General features: G+C 71.5%; 18 protein-coding genes. 5 read left to right on the top strand and 13 right to left on the bottom strand.

The window, feature by feature from the left end; all coding sequences use genetic code 11:
- Positions 1-62: 62 nt before the first annotated feature.
- Entirely contained in the window at positions 63-1379 is a 1317-nt protein-coding gene (locus CHF15_RS02685) for a DUF2252 domain-containing protein (protein ID WP_089221929.1), read from the bottom strand.
- 158 nt (positions 1380-1537) lie between these two features.
- Between CHF15_RS02685 and CHF15_RS44690 the strand changes: the two genes are divergently transcribed.
- Positions 1538-2074 carry a hypothetical protein gene (locus CHF15_RS44690; protein WP_089221928.1) on the top strand — a complete coding sequence of 179 codons (537 nt, stop codon included), beginning with the start codon at positions 1538-1540 and terminating at the stop codon, positions 2072-2074.
- A gap of 763 nt (positions 2075-2837) precedes the next feature.
- Here the strand turns inward: CHF15_RS44690 and CHF15_RS02675 are convergent.
- Complete coding sequence (locus CHF15_RS02675; protein WP_089221927.1) at positions 2838-3083, bottom strand: hypothetical protein; 246 nt, start codon at positions 3081-3083, stop codon at positions 2838-2840.
- Between the two features lie 135 nt (positions 3084-3218).
- Positions 3219-3671, bottom strand: a complete 453-nt coding sequence (locus tag CHF15_RS02670; protein ID WP_089221926.1) for an Imm10 family immunity protein — start codon at positions 3669-3671, stop codon at positions 3219-3221.
- Between the two features lie 474 nt (positions 3672-4145).
- Between CHF15_RS02670 and CHF15_RS02665 the strand changes: the two genes are divergently transcribed.
- Positions 4146-4904, top strand: a complete 759-nt coding sequence (locus tag CHF15_RS02665) for a DUF6928 family protein (RefSeq protein ID WP_089221925.1) — start codon at positions 4146-4148, stop codon at positions 4902-4904.
- 154 nt (positions 4905-5058) lie between these two features.
- Here CHF15_RS02665 and CHF15_RS02660 read toward each other — a convergent pair whose 3' ends face one another.
- Together CHF15_RS02660 and CHF15_RS02655 are read right to left on the bottom strand one after the other, a co-directional pair.
- A complete protein-coding gene (locus tag CHF15_RS02660; protein WP_179279627.1) occupies positions 5059-5481 on the bottom strand; it encodes a hypothetical protein in 423 nt (140 codons plus the stop codon).
- A 199-nt stretch (positions 5482-5680) separates the two neighbouring features.
- A complete protein-coding gene (locus CHF15_RS02655; RefSeq protein WP_089221924.1) occupies positions 5681-6319 on the bottom strand; it encodes a helix-turn-helix domain-containing protein in 639 nt (212 codons plus the stop codon).
- A 134-nt stretch (positions 6320-6453) separates the two neighbouring features.
- Here CHF15_RS02655 and CHF15_RS02650 point away from each other — a divergent pair, with 134 nt between their 5' ends.
- The gene (locus CHF15_RS02650; RefSeq protein WP_220093269.1) at positions 6454-6834 is read left to right on the top strand and encodes a hypothetical protein; all 381 of its coding nucleotides are present in this window, start codon (positions 6454-6456) and stop codon (positions 6832-6834) included.
- Here CHF15_RS02650 and CHF15_RS02645 read toward each other — a convergent pair.
- The gene (locus CHF15_RS02645; protein WP_089222185.1) at positions 6813-7265 is read right to left on the bottom strand and encodes a hypothetical protein; all 453 of its coding nucleotides are present in this window, start codon (positions 7263-7265) and stop codon (positions 6813-6815) included. The genes CHF15_RS02650 and CHF15_RS02645 overlap by 22 nt on opposite strands.
- Positions 7266-7316: 51 nt before the next feature.
- Positions 7317-7904: a dienelactone hydrolase family protein gene (locus CHF15_RS02640; RefSeq protein WP_179279626.1), complete on the bottom strand. Its 588-nt coding sequence runs from the start codon at positions 7902-7904 to the stop codon at positions 7317-7319.
- A gap of 79 nt (positions 7905-7983) precedes the next feature.
- Here CHF15_RS02640 and CHF15_RS02635 point away from each other — a divergent pair, with 79 nt between their 5' ends.
- Positions 7984-9087 carry a mechanosensitive ion channel family protein gene (locus CHF15_RS02635; protein ID WP_089222184.1) on the top strand — a complete coding sequence of 368 codons (1104 nt, stop codon included), beginning with the start codon at positions 7984-7986 and terminating at the stop codon, positions 9085-9087.
- Positions 9088-9104: 17 nt separating this feature from the next.
- Here CHF15_RS02635 and CHF15_RS02630 read toward each other — a convergent pair whose 3' ends face one another.
- The 5 genes from CHF15_RS02630 to CHF15_RS02610 form a co-directional block, all read right to left on the bottom strand.
- Positions 9105-10700: a Na+/H+ antiporter gene (locus tag CHF15_RS02630; RefSeq protein WP_089221921.1), complete on the bottom strand. Its 1596-nt coding sequence runs from the start codon at positions 10698-10700 to the stop codon at positions 9105-9107.
- Between the two features lie 36 nt (positions 10701-10736).
- Positions 10737-11174 (bottom strand): GNAT family N-acetyltransferase, encoded by a 438-nt coding sequence (locus CHF15_RS02625; protein ID WP_089221920.1) that lies wholly within the window; start codon positions 11172-11174, stop codon positions 10737-10739.
- Positions 11167-12102: an RluA family pseudouridine synthase gene (locus CHF15_RS02620; RefSeq protein WP_375818352.1), complete on the bottom strand. Its 936-nt coding sequence runs from the start codon at positions 12100-12102 to the stop codon at positions 11167-11169. Before CHF15_RS02620 ends, CHF15_RS02625 begins: the two co-directional genes overlap by 8 nt.
- Positions 12103-12160: 58 nt before the next feature.
- A complete protein-coding gene (gene lspA / locus CHF15_RS02615) occupies positions 12161-12721 on the bottom strand; it encodes a signal peptidase II (protein ID WP_089221918.1) in 561 nt (186 codons plus the stop codon).
- Positions 12722-12861: 140 nt separating this feature from the next.
- Entirely contained in the window at positions 12862-13983 is a 1122-nt protein-coding gene (locus tag CHF15_RS02610; RefSeq protein ID WP_089221917.1) for a TraR/DksA family transcriptional regulator, read from the bottom strand.
- Between the two features lie 555 nt (positions 13984-14538).
- Here CHF15_RS02610 and ileS point away from each other — a divergent pair.
- Positions 14539-17667 (top strand): isoleucine--tRNA ligase, encoded by a 3129-nt coding sequence (gene ileS, locus CHF15_RS02600; protein WP_089221916.1) that lies wholly within the window; start codon positions 14539-14541, stop codon positions 17665-17667.
- A gap of 927 nt (positions 17668-18594) precedes the next feature.
- Here the strand turns inward: ileS and CHF15_RS02595 are convergent.
- On the bottom strand, positions 18595-19845 hold the full coding sequence (locus CHF15_RS02595) for a DivIVA domain-containing protein (RefSeq protein ID WP_089221915.1): 1251 nt from the start codon (positions 19843-19845) through the stop codon (positions 18595-18597).
- Between the last annotated feature and the right edge of the window lie 4 nt (positions 19846-19849).

The following is a 19849-nucleotide window of genomic DNA, read 5'->3' as shown; positions in this document are numbered from 1 at the left end:
TGTCATGCCGGTGTGTAAGCAGTGCCTAAACCCCGGAACAAGGCCCCTGGGCAGGGCCAGGATCAGAGCCCCGGGATGCGGCCGTTGCGGAACAGGTCCACGAAGATCTGGTGGTCGGCGCGGGCCCGCGCGCCGTAGGAGTGGGCGAACTCCACCAGCGACTCGGTGAAGCCCTCCTCGTCCCGCGCTATGGCCGCGTCGATGGCGTCCTCCGTGGAGAACGGCACCAGGGAGTGCCCGCTCTCGTCGTCCGCCGCCGCGTGCATGCCGGCGGTGGCCCGGCCGAGGTCCGCGACGACGGCCTCGATCTGCTCGGGGTCGTCGATGTCCGACCAGTCCAGGTCCACCGCGTACGGCGACACCTCCGCGACCAGTTGGCCGACGCCGTCCAGCTCGGTCCAGCCCAGGTACGGGTCGGCGTGCGCCTGCAGCGCGCGCTGCGAGATCACGGCGCGGTGGCCCTCGTGGCGGAAGTAGTCGCGCACCGCCGCGTCGGTGACGTGCCGGGAGACCGCCGGGGTCTGCCCCTGCTTCATGTAGATGACGACGTCGTTCTCCAGGGCGTCGGTGTGGCCCTCCAGGAGGATGTTGTACGAGGGCAGGCCCGCGCTGCCGATGCCCACGCCGCGACGGCCCACGACGTCCTTGACCCGGTGGCTCTCCGGGTTGATCCGGCTGGTCTCCGGCAGCGTGTCCAGGTACGCCTCGAAGGCGCGCAGCACCTTCTCGCGGGTGCCGCCGTCCAGGTCCACCGCGCCGCCGCCCTCGGTGAAACGGCGGTCCCAGGCGCGGATCTCCGTCATCGAGTCCAGCAGTGCCACCCGGGTCTGCGAGCGGGCGTGGCGCAGCGCTTCAAGCAGCGGGCCCTGGGCGGAGTCCAGCGCCAGGGAGGGGACCGCCTCACCCTGGGCGAGGGCCCGGATGCGCTCGCGGTAGGCGGTGGCGTAGCTGCGCACCAGACCGGAGATCACGTCGTCGGCCAGCGCCTTGCTGTAGCCGATCAGGGCTATCGAGGCGGCGAAGCGCTGCAGGTCCCAGGTGAACGGGCCGACGTAGGCCTCGTCGAAGTCGTTGACGTTGAAGATCAGGCGGCCGTTGGCGTCCAGGTACGTACCGAAGTTCTCGGCGTGCAGGTCGCCGTGGATCCACACCCGGGACGTGCGCTCGTCCAGGAACGGGCCGCTGTCCTTGGCGTCGGCGAGGTCGGCGTAGTAAAGGCACGCGGTGCCCCGGTAGAAGGCGAACGCCGACGCCGCCATCTTGCGGAACTTGACCCGGAACGCGGCCGGATCGGCCGCCAGCAGCTCCCCGAACGCGGTGCCGAAGACCTCGAGGATCCGCTCGCCGCGCTCTTCGTCCGTCGTCATGCCTGTGGCCATCGGTGCAGTGCCTCCTGGGCTGGTCCGTGTCTGCCGGGTCAACGCAGGAGCGTACGCTCGCGTGCCCGGCGACGAACCCCGGCGGGGCGTAATTCGCGTCACCGTCGACCGGCGTTCAACCGGGCACTTCCGGCCAGGGTCGAGCGTTCTGGCTTGCGATGAACACCACCAGGGGGCGGGACACCGCGCGCCGCGGCAAGCGGCGCACCATATTCGGGCTGCTGCTGATCGGCGGCCTCGTACTGGCCGCAATAGCGTGGCCCACACTCTCCGCGCAGGTCCGCGCGGCCAACTGGCCGAAGGAGCAACCCCGCGGGCCCCGGCACATCACCGCGCGCATGGAGGCGGTCCGCGAGGCCGTCGTCAAGGAGTTCGGCCCCCGCGGCCTCGAGGGCGCCCCCGGCTGCTACCGCGAGGAAGGCGGCATCGCCGGCGGCGGCGAACACCCCCTCGGCCGCGCCTGCGACTTCATGCTGATGCCCGCCGGCGAGAAGGCCACGGGCAAACCCGACGCCCTGGGCGAGGCCATCGTGGCCTGGGTGCGGGAGCACGCGGGCGAATACGGCATCTGGTACGTCATCTACGAGCAGCACATCTGGTCCAGCCGGCTCCCGCAGCAGGGGTGGAAGCTGATGGAGGACCGCGGGTCCATCACGCAGAACCACTTCGACCATGTGCACATATCGGTCTACTGAGCCGCCGCCCGGCTGCGCTGCAGCTCCGGACGGAACGGCCCGCTGACCAGCGTTGACGCTGTCACTGGTTGTCAACCTTGGTCAGCGCTGGTCCACCTTCCACGGCCCAGGGACGACCCCGCGACGGCATTCAACTTGCAGGGTGACACTCGCTTTAGGAGCGAGGTGGGGCCGTCCTGAGTTCAACCTGGGTTTCCTTGCCCGGGCGGGGTCCGGCGGCACGCGCCCTGGGTGAAGACTGGTCAGGCTGCCGGCCGCATCGATACACCACTCCAGCGGACGTGACCCGAGTCCGGCTCTGGTGCCACTTGAGTGCGGTTCCGGAGAAGGCTGGGGCGAGTAGGGCGAGGCTGGGGTGAACCGTCGGCCGGATCACGTTCCAGGCCACAAACGCGAGTTGCGCCCAAAAGATCAGCCACAGCCACCAGGGCATGATGCCTGGCACCTTGCTCTTTCGCCCCACTACCTCACCCCCGCGATGGCACGGACGGTAGCGCAGGCGAGAGCCGGCGCACCAGGTGCCCTGATCGCCGGTCTGAGCAGCAGCCTGCGCGGCGGCCAGCGACCCCCCGGCAGCGACGCATCCACAACATCGTCGACGCACGCTGGCCATCACCTTGCGACACCGCTTCAGAAGCGAGGTGGGACCACCACGAGCCTGACCTCTGGGTTCCCAGCCTCGGCTGGATCGGGCCACACGTCCCTCTGCATACCGCGATTCCCCCTGGCTCCCCGCCCGTTCTGGCGAGAGTGGCACGCGCGGTCAGCGTGCGTCTGGTCCTGACTCGGGTCCTATGTAGATCTCAGTTCCTTCGTAGTCCCAAGCCCTGGTGCAGCCGCCGCTCGGCGCGTGTACAACGAAGTCCTCAGCCTCAAAGGAGACCATGCCGTCATCGCCGCCATTGAACCACTCCACGACGACGTGCTTCCCTGGCTCCATCACGTACTCAGCCGCGGTCGGCTCGAAGACCACCACCATGCGCCGGTCGGCATTGATTAGGAAGCGCATCCCTACCTCCCAAGGCTGTTCGGATCAGTTCGTCTGGAAGTTGTGAGCGAGCCCCTCAGCTGCTCACTTCCACCTCCCTGGCTCGTTGACCTGCGTAGACGTGCTCGTTGGCTGTCATCGCTGGTCAACGTCGCTTCACCTCGGACGGCCCAGGAACGGCCCTGACGACGTCTCCGACAGGGAGATCACCAAGGGACGGGCGTCGGGTCGCCCGTAGGTCAGGATGCGCGCAAGAACTTCTAGCATGCGAGCCACCTCCGGAGCCGGCGCTCGTAGGACAGCTTCGACTATCGGGGCCTCCAGCCCCAGCGCATCCACGGACTCAGGGTCCAAGGTGATCCGCAAGACATCGGCGTCCAGTTCGACCTGGCGCACACACCCGTACGCGGTGTTCTGGTCGGGTGTGACAACGCAGTGCGAGTCGAAGCCGAGACGCACGTCCTGTTCGTCGGGCTCATCAAAGTTACACATGAACGTAAGCGAGAAGTCCTCCTCGTCGTCCGACTCGGCAATCCCAGCGATCATGGTGCCGTCCTGCTCGGGATCGTCGAACCCGCACGCGATGAGTGCTTCAAATCTGAACGTCATGGGCGTGTTCTACCAGCGGCTGCTGGCACCGGGGGAAACTCGTGCGTGAGGTCGGTGGAACGGCTCTGGGCTGGAGTTGCCTTGGCGAGAGATCGGGGCCCATACGCCAGCCGCGAATCGGGCCGGCTCCTTGCCTGCTTGTGGGCCCTCTAATCGGTCTACCGAGCCGCCGCCCGCTGAGCGGCGACTCCGGAGCTCACGCCCCGCCGACCGGCGTTGACGCCGCCCGCGCTCGACGCCGACGGGTTCCGCGACGGTGGTGGACTCGCGGGGTGACACAAGCTCGAGGATTCGATCGCGGTCAGCGGCGGCACAAGCGCTGATGGACACCCGGCCTTCCGGTCCGCTGATGCCACCCCGTGCGGCCCGCACGCCAAAGGCAACGGTGCTGTCCGCTTGCGGCTTTGGGCGCGTGTCAGTGGGTGCGGCTATGTTGCGTCCGCCACCATGGGCCCAACACTCCAGGGAGGGGTTTTGGGAGCCAAGACAGGGCTGCTGGTGTACGCAGACGGCGATGCACCGGGGTTGTTGCGACAAGTAGGGCCGGCGGACCTGGATCGGACGGCCGCCATGATGCGTCGGCTCTACCCAGGCCGGGAGATCGAGGAGTGCGAGGGCTCGACCCTCTCGGACGGCGTGTACCCCCCGAGTGGCACGGCGTACGCCGCCAGTTGGCCGGGCGTGGAGGTCATCGCGGATCAGAGGGTGATGATCGACGCCCCTTCCCAGCTCACCGAAGACCTCGTGGCGGCGAGCGCCGGCCGACGGCTTGTTCTGCACGCCATGCACAGCGTCGTCGACTGGCTCGCGTTCGCGGTGTGGGAAGACGGACACCTTGTCCGCTCCCTGAGTCTGTCGCCGGACAACGGCATCATCGAGAACATCGGCGAACCGCTCCCCTTTGAGCTGCCCTACTGGGCAGGAGACCGCCCGGCCGACGTCCTCCCGTGGCCTGGGGAGGAGGCAGAGCCGTACGTCCTGCCCTTTCACCCCCTGGATCTGGGCGAAGACGCCCTACGCGCGCTTTGCGGCTTCATCCAGGAGGGCCGTACCGAGCCCGATGACGTCGACGCGGACGCCATCGAGCTGTACGGATTCCATGTGCGGAACCCGCGGGAACCCGATCCCTCGGAATCGGAGGCGGAGCTGCGCAGAGCCGTGGAAGCCATGCCTCCGCCACGCTTCTTCACACTCGGCTCCGACGGCTCACTGATCGAGCGCGAAGGCCTTTAGCTCACGACTTCTTCGTCCCGAAGCGGGGCGGGCGACTGCGTGACCTCCGGTCGGGCCATCGGTGACCTGCACAGGCCACAGCGTCGGCTCCGGGCATGGGCCGAGGCGCGCCCCGGCCGCGGTGACCGGCACCGTCGGAAGGCCGGCCGGCGGTTCAGGAATCCCCCGCTACCGGCCTCCAGGCACGGGCGCCCCGCCGGTCGGCGGTGACGTCCGCGTAGGCCCGCTCGATCTCGCCCAGGTACTGCTCCAGGCGGAAGCGCACCTCCTCGACGGCCCCGCCGTCGTCACCGGGGTACAGCAGACCGGACCAGATGACCGTTCCGCCCCGGAGCCGGACCCGGATGCTCAGCCTGTCCGGCCCCGGCTCGGGCCGCTCCTCGGCCGCCACCTCGACCTCACGCGGCATGTCCGCCGGGTGGAGCGGCCCGCCCGGCCGGAGCAGCCGTCGCGGATCGAGGCCCGCCATCCTGCTGTCGCTGCGCGCGACCACGTCGAGACCGTCGACGAAAAGGTAGGTGTGAACGGCAACGCACACCGGCTGCCCCGGACATGTGCCGATGAGCAGCGAGCTCACCGCACCATGGCCCGGCTCAGCGGACCCGGCGGCCCGCACCTCGCGCGGCGACCTACGCGGCATCCGCCTGATGTGACGTCATACGCCGATCCTAGCGGCTCCGCCGGACGAGCGTCCGGCGACGTCGCCCCGCCGTGAAGACGCCCCGGGTCACGCCTCCAAGTCGCGCTCGTACGGGGCGTTCGCCCGCACCACCCGTTCAGGTGCCGGGTGCCGTGTGCCCCGCGGATGCGGCGTCACCGTCGTCACCCCCACTCCCCCGGCCGGGCCTCGCACGGACGTGCATTCGTTCGCCCTGGCTGCCGAAGAGGCTGAGGATCTCGACGGATCGGTCGTCGGCGCTGCCGAACCAGTGGGGCAGCCGGGTGTCGAACTCGGCGGCCTCGCCGACGCCGAGGACGGCCTCGCGGTCGCCCAGCAGGAGGCGCAGGCGTCCGGAGAGCACGTACAGCCACTCGTAGCCCTCGTGCACGCGGAGGTCGGGCTCGCACTGGCCCGCCGGGATGACGACCTTCCACGCCTGCGGGGAGCCCGGCTGCCGGGTCAGTGGCAGGACGGTACGGCCGTTCACACGGCGGGGCCTGAGGCGGACCCGGGGGTCGCCGACCTCGGGGGCGCCGACGAGTTCGTCCAGCGGCACGCGGTGGGCCTGGGCGATCGGGAGGAGGAGTTCGAGGCTGGGACGGCGCCGGCCGGTCTCCAGGCGGGACAGCGTGCTCGTGGAGATGCCCGTGGCCTCGGACAGCGCGGCCAGCGTGACACCCCGCTGCGTGCGCAGGCGCTTGAGACGGGGGCCGACCTCGGCCAGGGCGGCGGCGATCGAGGTCAGGTCTTCCATGCGCCCATTGCACCCCGGCCGTCCCGGGAACGGCAACAGCCGTCGCCACGTTCGGTCGCCGGCACGGAGCCGGGCCGCGATCCGCTAGGTTGAACGCGTTCAAAGCGGTGTTCGCCACGGGGGAAGGGGCGGTCATGGGGGCTGGGGCGGGGAGGCCGGACGCGCGGCCGGCAACGCGGCCGGACGCACGGTCGGGGATCGGGCGCCGTCAGTGGGCGCTCGCGGTGGGGGCGCCGGCCGCGGCGGTGCCCGGGCTGCTCCACGGACTGGACGGCTACTACGGCGGCTTCTTCGTGCTGACCGTCGTGCCGTTGGTGCTGCCGCCGCTCCTGGGGCGGTTCCCCAAGGCCTTCGCCCAGGCCTGCGTCGTCATCGCGCTGGCGCTGGTCTCCTGGTCGGTCATCGGCGCGGTGATCGCGATGTACGTGTTCCTGCCCTCGGCCGCCCTCCTGCTGCTCGCCGCGGCCGCCGGGCCGCGCAGCGCGGCCCTCGCTCAGGGGCGTATCCAGCAGTAGAGGCGCCGGCCGTCCGCCGACGCGCGGCCGGCCAGCCCGGCGAGCTCCTTGAGGAACAGCCCGAGGACGTCGGGGCCGTGGACGCCGTGGAGGCCTCCGGAGCTGCGGGACCACCCCATGGCGACGTCGTCGAGCAGATCCGCGTCGAAGGCGGCGAGCGCGTCGCGGAAGCTGTCGGTGAGCGAGACCGCGACGACCCTGCCCTCACCGGCCACCCCCACCAGGGCGCCGCGGCGCGGGTCGGAACGTACGTCCTCGGGGGCGCGGCCGGTGATGAGGACCTCCGCGGGGAGCAACTCCACCACCGGGTCGATGCCCTGGGTCACGTGCTGGTCCCGGCCGCCGGACTCGGCCCGGCGGAACTCGCGGACCACGGCGCGGGCGGCGTCCTTGTCGTCGGTGGCGGAGTAGTACCCGTAGAGAACACCCATGTCCCGGATGATCTCAGCGGGCACTGACAACGGCCCTCGCGCGCAACGGGGTTACCCCTCCCCGGCCTCCGCCGCGAGGTCCGCGAGGAAGTCCAGGGCGACCGCCCAGGCCTGCTCGGCCGCCTCCTCGTCGTAGTCGTCGAGGTCGGGGTCGGTGAAGAGGTGGCCGGCGCCGCGGTAGCGGTGGATCTCCACGTCGGCGCCCGCCTTGCGCATGCGCAGGTACCAGGCGTTCAGCCAGTCGTCGGGCTCGAAGGGGTCGGGCTCGGCGACGTGCAGCTGGACGGGGAGCTCGGTGGCCGCGTCGTCGGCGATGTCGGAGGTGCCGTGCAGAAGCAGGAGGCCGCGGGCCCTCTCGTCGGCGAGGGCGAGGTTCTGCGCGATGGAACCGCCCAGCGAGAACCCGGCGTAGACCAGGCCGCGGTCGGAGAGCGGTCCGGAGACGGTGACGGCGCGCATCAGCAGTTCGTCGCGGCCGATCTCGTCCTTGATCGCCATGCCCTCCTCGACGGTGTCCGCTGTGCGGCCCTCGTAGAGGTCGGGCACGTGCACCTCGTGGCCGGCCGCCCGCAGCCGGTCCGCGGCGGCGTGCACGGCGGGACGGAGTCCGTAGGCCGAGTGGAACAGCACGATGGTCATGCCGGAGCTCACAATTTCACTTCCCATGATCGGCGCACGGTCGGGTACGGGCTCCATCATGCCCGTTACCGTCGAAGACATGGATTCCGTCATACGACCGCTCGGCGTGGTGGGCGGCTCCCTCGTCGTCACGCTCGCCGTGGGCTGGGCCGTGGACCACGCTCTGCGCCGGGCGGACGCCCGGCACCCGGAGACCCCGCTGTGGAACCTGCTGCGGCGCGCGCGGCTGCCGCTCCAGCTGGTGATCTGCGGTTCGCTGCTGCGCGGCTCGTACGAGCAGGCGCACCTGGCACGCGGCCACACCCGCGGGATCGGGCAGGTACTGACGCTGGTGCTGATCGGGGCCTGTGCCTGGCTGATCGTCAGGGTCGCGGCCGCCGTGGTGGAGGCGTCCTACTCGCGGTACGCGTCCGCCGCCCAGGACGCGGCGCGGGTGCGGCGGGTGCGGACGCAGGTGACGCTGATCCAGCGGGTGGTCACCGCGGCCGTCGGCGTCGTCGCGGTCGCGGCCATGCTGCTGACCTTCCCCGCGATGCGCGGCTTCGGCGCCTCCATGCTGGCCTCCGCCGGGGTGATCGGCATCGTCGCCGGCATCGCCGCCCAGTCGACGCTGGGCAACCTCTTCGCGGGGCTGCAGATCGCCTTCGGGGACATGGTCCGGATCGGCGACGCGGTGGTCGTGGAGGGCGAATGGGGGACGGTGGAGGAGATCACCCTCACCTACCTCGTGGTGCGCACCTGGGACGAGCGGCGGATCACCATGCCGGTCTCGTACTTCACCAGCAAGCCCTTCGAGAACTGGTCCCGCGGCAACGCCCGGATGACCGGCACCGTCTACTTCCACCTGGACCACGCCACACCCGTCGACCTGATGCGCGAACACCTGCACGACGTCCTCAAGGGGTGCGAGCAGTGGGACGGCCGGGCCTGGGGCCTGGTGGTGACGGACAGCACGCCGTCCACGATCGAGGTGCGGGCCCTGGCCACGGCGAAGGACGCGGACGACATCTGGACGGTGCGCTGCGTGGTGCGGGAGCACATGATCGACTGGCTGCGCCGCGAGCACCCGTACGCCCTGCCGCGCATCAACACCGCCACCGCCCCCGGCCTTGCCGAGGCCCCGGACCGGGAGCAGGCCACCCCCGGGGCCGAGGACATCGGTCCCGGTCCCGGGGCCCGGTAGGGGACGGGCCGCACCGCCTACCGGGACACGCGCAGGCTGCGCACATCGAGCTGGCGCAGCACCCGGTCGACGATCTCGGGGTCGTAGCCGGGCTCGCTGCGCGCGGCGAGGACCTCGTGCCGGGCGGCGGAGAGCATGTCGCGCTGGACACGCTCGACCGTCTTGATGCGCCGCACGCGGGCGGTGTGCCGGTCGCGCTTCTCGTCGTCGACGATGTCGGGGCAGATGCGGGCCCCGACGTCGAAGGCGCGGCGGTGCAGGAGTTCGGAGACCTCCTCGGAGAAGTCCTCGGTCGCCTCGACCTCCTTCAGCCGCTGCTTGGCGGCGGCCATGGCGCGCAGCGCGAGCAGCATCTCCATGTCGTGCTCCACCTGGGTGTCGCTGCTCACCCCGAGCCGCTTGACGACCTGCGGAAGGGTGAGCCCCTGCAGCACCAGGGTGGTGAGGACGACGGAGAAGGCGATGAAGAGGATCTCGTCCCGAGCCGGGAAGGGCGCGCCGCTCTCCGTGGTGTGCGGGATGGCCAGCGCCAGGGCGACGGACGCCACGCCGCGCATGCCGGCCCACCACATGACGACGGTCTCGCGCCACGACATGGGGATGTCCTCGTCCAGGTCGCGCCGTTTGTGCAGTCGCCTGGTCACGGCCGAGGCCGGCATCAGATAGGCCAGCCGTACGAGGACGACCGCGCCGACGACGATCGCCGCGTGGCTCAGCATGGTGCCCCAGCGGCCGGCGCCGACACCGAAGACGTTGTGCAGCTCCAGGCCGATCAGGCCGAAGGCGACGCCGGTGACGAGTGTGTCGACGACCTCCCAGAAGGTGGCGCCGACCAGTCGGCCGGTCACGTCGTCGGCGTCGCGGGCGTGTTCGGCGAGGAACAGCGCGGTGGTGAGCACGGCGAGGACGCCGGAGCCGTGCGCCTCGTCGGCGATCGCGTAGGAGGCGAACGGGACGAGCAGCGAGAGCCCGATCTGCAGGGTCGGGTCGCCGACGACCCCCATCAGCTTGGAGGCCGTCCAGCCCAGCACGACGCCGACGGCGACCGCGACGACCGCCGACAGCAGCAGTTCGCCGAGCGCCTCCGGCCACGAGAAGGAGCCGGTCACGGCCGCGGCGACGGCCACGTTGTAGACGACGATCGCGGTGACGTCGTTGAAGAGGCCCTCGCCCTCCAGGGTCGACACCATGCGGCGCGGCAGTCCCAGCCGTCCGGCGACCGCGGTCGCGGCCACCGGGTCGGGCGGGGCGACCAGCGCGCCGAGCGCGAGGGCGGCGGCCAGCGAGATGCCGGGGACGACGACGGAGGCGATGGCGCCCACCGCCGCGGTGGTGATCAGCACCAGGGCGACGGCCAGCAGGAAGATGGCCTTCTTGTTGGCGGCGAACTGCCGCCAGGACGTGCGCTGTACGGAGGCGTAGAGCAGCGGCGGCAGCACGAGCGGCAGGATGAGCCCGGGGTTGATCTCGACGTTCGGCACGAACGGCAGGAGGGCCAGCACGACCCCGAGCAGCGTCATCAGAACGGGCGACGGCAGCCCCATCCGGTCGCCCAGCGGCACCATCACGATGGCCGCGAGCATCAGGGTGAAGAACAGCGCGAGTTGATCCACGCCCCTAGCGTGGCACGTCGGCCGCCCCGGCCCCGGTCAGAGCACGCGCCTCATCGAGAGGTGCGGAATGCCCGCCTCCTCGTACTCCGCGCCGAAGGAGGTGTAGCCAAGGCGCTCGTAGAAGCCGACGGCATGGGTCTGGGCGTGCAGTTCGACGGCGGACAGACCGTGCCGCCGCGCCTCGTCCTCGATGGCGCGCACCAGGGCCACGCCGATGCCCAGCCCGCGGGAGGCGCCGGTCACGGCGAGCCGGCCGAGGATGCCGGTGCCGTCCTCGCCGAGGAGCAGCCGGCCCGCGCCGAGTGCGCCGTGGGGGCCGGTCGCCAGGACGTGCACGGCGTCGGCGTCGTGGGCGTCGTACTCCAGGTCGGCGGGGACCTGCTGCTCGACGACGAAGACCTCGTGCCGGACCGCGTAGTACGCCTTCAGGTCGTCCGGGTCGGCGGCGACCCGGACCTCGTAGTCCTCAGGCACTGTCGGCCCGCACGGTGTCGAGGGCGTACTGCAGGTCGTCCGGGTAGGTGCTCTCGAACTCCACCCAGCGGCCGTCCTCGGGGTGGGAGAAGCCCAGGCGCACGGCGTGCAGCCACTGGCGCGTGAGTTTCAGCCGTTTGGCGAGGGTGGGGTCGGCCCCGTAGGTCAGGTCGCCGACGCAAGGGTGGCGGTGGGCGGCCATGTGCACCCGGATCTGGTGGGTGCGGCCGGTCTCCAGCTTGATGTCGAGCAGGGAGGCCGCGCGGAACGCCTCGACGAGGTCGTAGTGCGTGACGCTGGGCTTGCCCTCCGCGGTCACGGCCCACTTGTAGTCGTGCTGGGGGTGGCGGCCGATCGGGGCGTCGATGGTGCCGCTGAGCGGGTCGGGGTGGCCCTGGACCAGCGCGTGGTAGCGCTTGTCGACGGTGCGCTCCCGGAACTGCTGCTTGAGGTCGCTGTAGGCGATCTCCGACTTGGCGACGGCCATCAGGCCCGAGGTGCCGACGTCGAGCCGGTGGACGATGCCCTGGCGCTCGGCGGCCCCGGAGGTGGAGATCCGGTAGCCGGCGGCGGCCAGGCCGCCGATGACCGTGGTGCCGGTCCAGCCGGGGCTGGGGTGGGCGGCCACGCCCACGGGCTTGTCGATCACGACCACGTGCTCGTCGTCGTGCACGATGCGCATGCCCGGCACCGGCTCGGCGACGATCTCCACCGGGCGCGGCGGCGCGGGCATCTCGACCTCGAGCCAGGCACCGCCCGAGACCCGGTCGGACTTGCCCGCCGCGCTGCCGTCGATCGTCACCTTCCCGGCGGCGGCCAGCTCGGCCGCCTTGGTCCGCGAGAAACCGAACATACGGGCGATGGCGGCGTCGACGCGCTCGCCCTCGAGGCCATCGGGGACGGGGAGGGATCGAACTTCGGCAGGCATACTCACCTGATCGAGTATGCCGGATCCGCGGGGCGCCCCTCGCCGCCCTGCTCCCGGCTCAGTCCTTGTGCACGGTTCCGTCCGGGTCGAGACCGCGGAAGGAGAGCAGGACGATCAGGATGCCGCCGCAGACGATCGCCGAGTCGGCCAGGTTGAACACCGCGAAGTGGGTCGGCGCGATGAAGTCGACCACATGGCCCTGCAGGAAGCCCGGAGCGCGGAAGATCCGGTCGGTGAGGTTGCCGAAGGCGCCCCCGAGCAGGAGTCCCAGCGCGATCGCCCACGGCACGCTGTGCAGCTTGCGGGCGATCCTGGCGATCACCACGACCACCGTGACGGCGATCACCGTGAAGACGATGGTCATGCCCTGGCCGAAGCCGAAGGCCGCGCCGGCGTTGCGCACCGCCTCGAAGCGCAGGTAGCTGCCGATCACCTCGATGGGCTCGTGTCCCTCGAGGCTGGTCACCACCCAGATCTTCGTGAGGAGGTCGAGGACGTACGCGAGCGCCGCGACGCTCAGGAGCACGGCGATGCGCCGCGGCCCCTTGCCGGTGACCTCGTCCGTACCGCCGGTCGGCTCCTCGGCCGTGTCCGCCGCGGTCTCCTGTGCCTTCGCCATGTGAGTCCTTCAGCCCTGATCTGCGCCAGTCCGGATCCTGACGCAGACGAGGTTACGGCACATACGTCCGAACAGCGGGGCTGCGAGGGTTCGGGCCCCGCGATTCCCCGTTTCCGCGCTCAGTGGTCAGCGGTCGGCGGTCAGTGGCGTTCCTGGCGCTGCTTGCAGTCCACGCAGAGCGTCGCACGGGGGAAGGCCTGCATCCGCGCCTTGCCGATCGGCTTGCCGCAGGACTCGCAGAGCCCGTACGTGCCGGAGTCCAGCCGCTCCAGCGCGTGCCCGGTCTGCGCGAGCATCTCGCGGGCGTTGGCGGTCAGCGCCATCTCGTGCTCGCGCGTGATGTTCTTCGTGCCGGTGTCGGCCTGGTCGTCACCGGCCCCGTCGCCCGAGTCGCGCAGCAGCCCGGTGATGGCGTCCTCCGAGGTGGTGATCTCGGACCGCAGCCGGTCCATCTCGGCCAGCAGCTCGGTGCGCGCCGCCTCCACCTCCGCCTCGGACCACGGCTCCTCGTCAGGCCGTACGGCCAGGTCGCCCGCGGCGACGGCGCCCGCCGCCTCGGCGATGCGGGCCGTGGGAACCGCGGAGGCGGACGCCCCTGCCGCGGCCGTACCGGCCGCCGTCTTCTTCGCTGCCACCTTCTTGGCTCCCGTCTTCGTGGCCTTCGCGGCCTTCGTGGTCTTCGCGGGTGCCGCCGCAGCGGCCGTCCTGGCGGTGCTGGTGCCCCTGGTGCTGCCGGTGGTCCTGGCGGTGGCGGTCTTGGCCGTCTTCGCGGCCTTCTTCGCCGGTGCGGCCTTCTTGGCCGCGGCCGGCGCCTTCGCGGGCTTCTCCGCCGCCGTCACCGCCTTCTTGGCGGGAGGCGCGGTCTTGCTCGCCGTACGTCCCGTGGTCTTGCGCGTGGACGCCGCCTTCGTCGTCGTCTCCTCCGCCACGGCCGCCTTCTTTCCTGCGGCCTTGGCCGCGGTCTTCCCCGCGGCGGGCGCCGCGGCCTTCTTCGCGGCGGGTGCCGCCTTGCGTACGACAGCCTTCTTCGCGGGCGCCTTCTTCCCGGCCGCGGCCTTCTTCGCGGTGCCCCGCTTCCCCTCGGACGCCCCTCCGCCTGCCGCGGCGGCCTTCCTGCGAGCGGGGGAAGCGGCCGTGGCCGGGCGCTTGGCCGCCGCCTTCCGCGCGGGGGGCGCGGCATTCGTGCGGGCCGCGGAGGCGGCCGCCGGTGCCGTCTTCTTCGCCGTCGTCTTCTTCGTGACGGTGGTCTTCTTCCCCACCATGGCCGAGGCCCCTTCACATATTGCGATCTTGCTCGCGAATCGTGCCGGAACGATAAATCGGCTCCGGACCCGCGGCAACGGGGCACGCCGCCTGATCCGCCTGCCGTGCCGGGTCGGGAGGCAGGTCTGCATCCGTTGTGCCCAGCTCTCCGCGAGGTATTCCGGTACCAACGGGTAACAGGGTGCGGACCGGGCCATTCGGGTCACTCCTGCCCCCCGCGGAAACCCGGCCGACACCGCACCCCGCGGCCCCTTACACTGGGCGGAGCGAAAGGCGTGGAAGGGGACGAGTAGCGCCGTACGCAGCCCATAGCGACCCGGGGACGGTGGAAGCCCGGGGGTGTGCGCGACGTGAAGATCACCCCGGAGCCGCCGGAGGAAAGCCCGCGAGGGCGAGTAGAACCGGCAGCGCGACCCCAATGAGGGGGTTGCGGAGCGAGCCCGAAGGGGCCCGTCCGCGGCCAAGGAGGGTGGTACCGCGGGAGCACTCACAGCAGGCGCTCTCGTCCCTCCGACGGAATACGCACGCGAACGTGTCCGCCGGAGGCAGATCCGATGACGCAGTACCGCCAGGTCCCCGCCCAGGTCGACCTGCCCGCGCTGGAGCACGAGGTGCTCGCGTTCTGGCAGGAGAACAAGGTCTTCGCCCGCTCCCTGGAGCAGACCGAGGGCAAGCCGGAGTGGGTCTTCTACGAGGGCCCGCCGACCGCCAACGGCATGCCGGGCGCGCACCACATCGAGGCCCGCGTCTTCAAGGACGTCTTCCCGCGCTTCAAGACGATGCAGGGCCACCACGTGACCCGCAAGGCCGGCTGGGACTGCCATGGTCTTCCGGTCGAGCTCGCCGTAGAGAAGGAGCTGGGCTTCTCCGGCAAGAAGGACATCGAGGCGTACGGCATCGCCGAGTTCAACGCCATGTGCCGCGCGTCCGTGACCCGGCACACCGACGCCTTCGCCGAGCTCACGACCCGCATGGGGTACTGGGTCGACCTCGACGACGCCTACCGGACGATGGACCCGGAGTACATCGAGTCCGTCTGGTGGTCGCTCAAGCAGATCTTCGACAAGGGCCTGCTGGTCCAGGACCACCGCGTCGCGCCCTGGTGCCCGCGCTGCGGCACGGGTCTGTCCGACCACGAGCTGGCGCAGGGCTACGAGACCGTGGTCGACCCCTCGGTGTACGTGCGCTTCCCGCTCACCTCCGGCCCGCTCGCGGGCGAGGCCGCGCTCCTGGTGTGGACGACCACTCCCTGGACGCTCGTCTCCAACACCGCGGTCGCCGCCCACCCCGACGTCACCTATGTCGTCGCCACCGACGGCCGGGAGAAGCTGGTCGTCGCCGAGCCGCTGCTCGGCAAGTCGCTCGGCGAGGGCTATGAGGCCACCGGCCAGAGCTTCACCGGCCGGGAGATGGAGCGCTGGACGTACCAGCGCCCCTTCGACCTGGTCGAGTTGGAGGGCGCGCACTTCGTCGTCAACGCCGAGTACGTCACGACCGAGGACGGCACCGGCCTGGTCCACCAGGCGCCCGCCTTCGGCGAGGACGACCTCAGGACCTGCCGCGCCTACGGACTGCCCGTGGTCAACCCGGTGCGCCCCGACGGCACCTTCGAGGAGGACCTGGAGCTGGTCGGCGGCCAGTTCTTCAAGAAGGCCGACGAGGCCCTCGTCGACGACCTGCAGGCGCGCGGGCTGCTCTTCCGTCACCTGCCGTACGAGCACAGCTACCCGCACTGCTGGCGCTGCCACACCGCGCTGCTCTACTACGCGCAGCCGTCCTGGTACATCCGCACGACCGCGGTCAAGGACGCCCTGCTCCGCGAGAACGAGCGCACCAACTGGTACCCGGAGGCGGTCAAGCACGGCCGCTTCGGCGACTGGCTCAACAACAACATCGACTGGGCGCTGTCCCGCAACCGCTACTGGGGCACGCCGCTGCCCATCTGGCGCTGTGAGGAGGGCCACCTCACCTGCGTCGGCTCGCTGGCCGAGCTGTCGGAGCTGACCGGCGCCGACCAGACCGGCCTCGACCCGCACCGTCCGTTCATCGACGACGTGACCTTCGCCTGCCCGCAGTGCTCCGCCGCGGCCGTGCGCGTGCCCGAGGTCATCGACGCCTGGTACGACTCGGGCTCCATGCCGTTCGCGCAGTGGGGCTACCCGTACCGGAACAAGGAGCTCTTCGAGGGCACCTACCCGGCGCAGTTCATCTCCGAGGCGATCGACCAGACGCGCGGCTGGTTCTACACGCTGATGGCGGTCGGCACCCTCGTCTTCGACCGGAACGCCTACGAGAACGTGGTCTGCCTGGGCCACATCCTCGCCGAGGACGGCCGGAAGATGTCCAAGCACCTGGGCAACATCCTCCAGCCCATCCCGCTCATGGACCAGCACGGCGCCGACGCCGTGCGCTGGTTCATGGCGGCCGGCGGCTCGCCCTGGGCGGCCCGCCGGGTCGGCCACGGAACGATCCAGGAGGTCGTCCGCAAGACCCTCCTGACGTACTGGAACACGGTCGCCTTCCAGGCCCTGTACGCCCGCACCTCCGGCTGGGCCCCGAGCGAGGCCGACCCGGCCCCGGCCGACCGCCCGCTGCTGGACCGCTGGCTGCTGGGCGAGCTGGGCGCGCTCGTGCGCGACGTCACCGACGCGCTGGAGTCCTACGACACCCAGCGCGCGGGCAAGCTGCTCTCGTCCTTCGTCGACGACCTGTCCAACTGGTACGTGCGCCGCTCGCGGCGCCGCTTCTGGCAGGGCGACAAGGCTGCGCTGCGCACCCTGCACGACGTCGTCGAGACGGTGACCCGGCTGATGGCGCCGCTGGTGCCGTTCATCACCGAGCGCGTCTGGCAGGACCTGGTCGTCCCGGTCACCCCGGGCGCCCCCGGCTCGGTGCACCTGGCGAGCTGGCCCACGGTGGACGAGGCGCTGGTCGACCCCGTCCTGTCCGAGCAGATGGCCCTCGTACGCCGCCTGGTGGAGCTGGGCCGCGCCACGCGTGCCGAGTCCGGGGTCAAGACCCGCCAGCCCCTCTCGCGGGCCCTGGTGGCCGCCTCGGGCTTCGAGGCGCTGGGCGAGGAACTGCGGGCGCAGATCGCGGAGGAGCTCAACGTCGCCTCCCTGGCGTCCCTGAGCGAGGTCGGTGGCTCCCTGGTCGACACCACGGCCAAGGCCAACTTCCGCGCCCTCGGCAAGCGCTTCGGCAAGGGCGTCCAGGCCGTCGCCAAGGCCGTCGCCGAGTGCGACGCGGCGGCGCTGTCGATGGCTCTGCGCGAGGGCAACGCCTCCGTGGTCGTGGACGGCGAGCCGGTCGCCCTGTCCGCGGAGGAAGTGATCATCACGGAGACCCCGCGCGAGGGCTGGTCCGTCGCGTCCGACTCCGGCGCGACCGTGGCGCTCGACCTCGAGATCACCCCGGAGCTGCGCCGGGCGGGTCTGGCCCGCGACGTCATCCGGCTCGTCCAGGAGGCCCGCAAGAACAGCGGCCTGGACGTCGCCGACCGCATCGCGCTGCGCTGGGCCGCCGCCGACGCGGAACTGGCGGAGGCGCTCGCGGAGCACGCGCGGCTCGTCGCGGACGAGGTCCTCGCGACGGACTTCGCCTCCGGCGCCCCGGAGGAGGGTTACGGCCCCGCCTTCACGGACGAGGCCCTGGGGCTCACGTTCCACCTCCGCAAGCGCTGACCCCTCCGGGGTCGGTTACCGCACGACGCCCCCCGCCCACGTTTCCCGTGGGCGGGGGGCGTCGTTGTGTGCGGGTGCGTTGCGCCTGCGGGCGGCTGCGCCGGGCTGCCCGGTGGTTGTGTGCGGGTGCGTTGCGCCTGCGGCGGGCTGTTTCCCCGCCCGCCCGCCCGATTGCCCGGCGCGGTCAGTGCGGGCCTGCGCTCCGTTCGTCTGTGGGGCGGGGCCGCGCCGGCGCACGTCCTCAACGCTCGCGGTTTACCCCGACATCATTCCGCGCCGGGTCCGCCGCTCGTCGTTTCCGGGCGCACCCCGCCACACCCCCTCCGGTGGGTTGGGCGCATGACGGCCGGAGGGTGGTGAGGGGGCAGTCCGGGGTTGCCGCACGCGCCTCACCGAACGCCCACACAATCCGGCTCGATGCCGGTGAGTCGGCCGCGCTACCGGTGCGCGCACCCATCGCTCGGCCTGCGGCCGGGGGACCCCCTGGTGAGGGCAGCTTCCAGCGGTGCGGGGAGGGGCGCCCTCCCCTCACCATCCTCCGGCCGTTGTCGCCCATCGATACGGAGGGGGCGGGGTCGTAGGGGTGGGTGTTCTGGACGCTGACGTGTATTTGTTGTGCGGCATCCCGGGTCCGACCTGGACCGCCCGCCATGCACATAAATATGCGGTACAGAATGCCCAGCCCCGGAGGCCCCGACCCCGGCCCACCACGAACCGTGCGAGGCCCGCACTGACCGCGCCGGGCAATCGGGCGGGCGGGCGGGGGATGCCCGCCGTAGGCGCAACGCACCCGCACACAACCACCGGCCGCAACCACGGCACCCCCGCAGAAGCGGCACCGCGACCGCGGCGCGGGAAAGGGCCGGGCCCCCAAGGGAAGCGATTCCCTGGGGGCCCGGCCCTGTGGTGCCGCAGTCGCGCAAGCGACTAGTTGTCGTCCTCGTCGATCAGGAACCCACGCATCGGCGTCGGCGCCTGCTGCAGCGGTGCCGGCCCCTGGGGCCGCACCGGTGCCATCGGCTGCGTCATGGCCGGCGACATCTGCTGCTGGCCGCCGTACGTCGGGTTCTGCCCGCCGACGCCGCCCATGCCCTGGCCGCCGTAGCCCTGGTTGCCACCCATGGTGCCGGCACCGGCGGTGGCCATGCCGCCGCCCATCGTGCCGCCCATGCCGCCGCCACCCATGGTGCCGCCCATCCCTCCGGAACCGGAGGAGAGGGACGCGGCCGCGGGGGTGCGCGGCGGGGCGAGCGAGTCGTCGGCCTGGTTCTCCAGCTGGCGCAGCTGGCTCTCCAGGTACGACTTCAGGCGGGTGCGGTACTCGCGCTCGAAGCCGCGCAGGTCCTCGACCTTGCGCTCCAGCGTGGCGCGGGCGGACTCCAGGGAGCCCATGGCCACGCGGTGCTTCTCCTGCGCGTCCCGCTCAAGGGCGTCGGCCTTGGCGCGGGCGTCGCGCTCCAGGCCCTCGGCGCGGCTGCGGGCCTCGCCGACGATCTTGTTCGCCTCGGCACGCGCCTCGGCGATCGCCTGGTCGGCCGTCTGCTGGGCGAGCGAGAGCACACGGGCGGCGCTGTCGCCACCGGGGCCCTGCTGCTGCATCGGGTGACCACCCTGCATGGGGTGCTGCTGACCCATCGGGCCCTGACCCATGGGGCCGCCCTGCATGGGGTGCTGCTGCTGACCCATCGGGCCCTGACCCATGGGGCCGCCCTGCATGGGGTGCTGCTGACCCATCGGACCCTGACCCATGGGGCCCTGCCCCATCGGGCCCTGACCCATGGGACCGCCCTGCATCGGACCCTGGCCCATCGGACCGGGGCCCTGCTGTGCGCTGGGCCCGGCGGGCAGGGCGAGGCCACTGCCGGGTCCCTGGGGACCGGGGCCGCCCATCTGCTGGGGCGGCACCGGCTGCGGTCCGGATATGGCGGCGGGCACGGGAGCCCCGGGACCGCGGCCGTCCTGCGGCTCGGGCTTGCGCATGCCCTGCTGCTGGTTCTGGGCGGCGGCACGGGTCGCCGCGGCCAGCTTGGCGCGCAGGTCCTCGTTCTCGCGGAGCAGTCGCGTCAGTTCCGCCTCGACCTCGTCAAGGAAGGCGTCGACCTCGTCCTCGTCATAGCCTTCTCGGAGGCGGACGGTCGTGAACTGCTTGTTCCGCACGTCCTCGGGGGTCAGTGGCATCTCT

The sequence above is a fragment of the Actinacidiphila glaucinigra genome, assembly GCF_900188405.1.
In the GTDB taxonomy this organism is placed as follows: Bacteria; Actinomycetota; Actinomycetes; order Streptomycetales; family Streptomycetaceae; genus Actinacidiphila; species Actinacidiphila glaucinigra.
The sequence above is the reverse complement of the archived record's forward strand: the minus strand, read 5'-3'. Positions and strand labels throughout refer to the sequence as shown.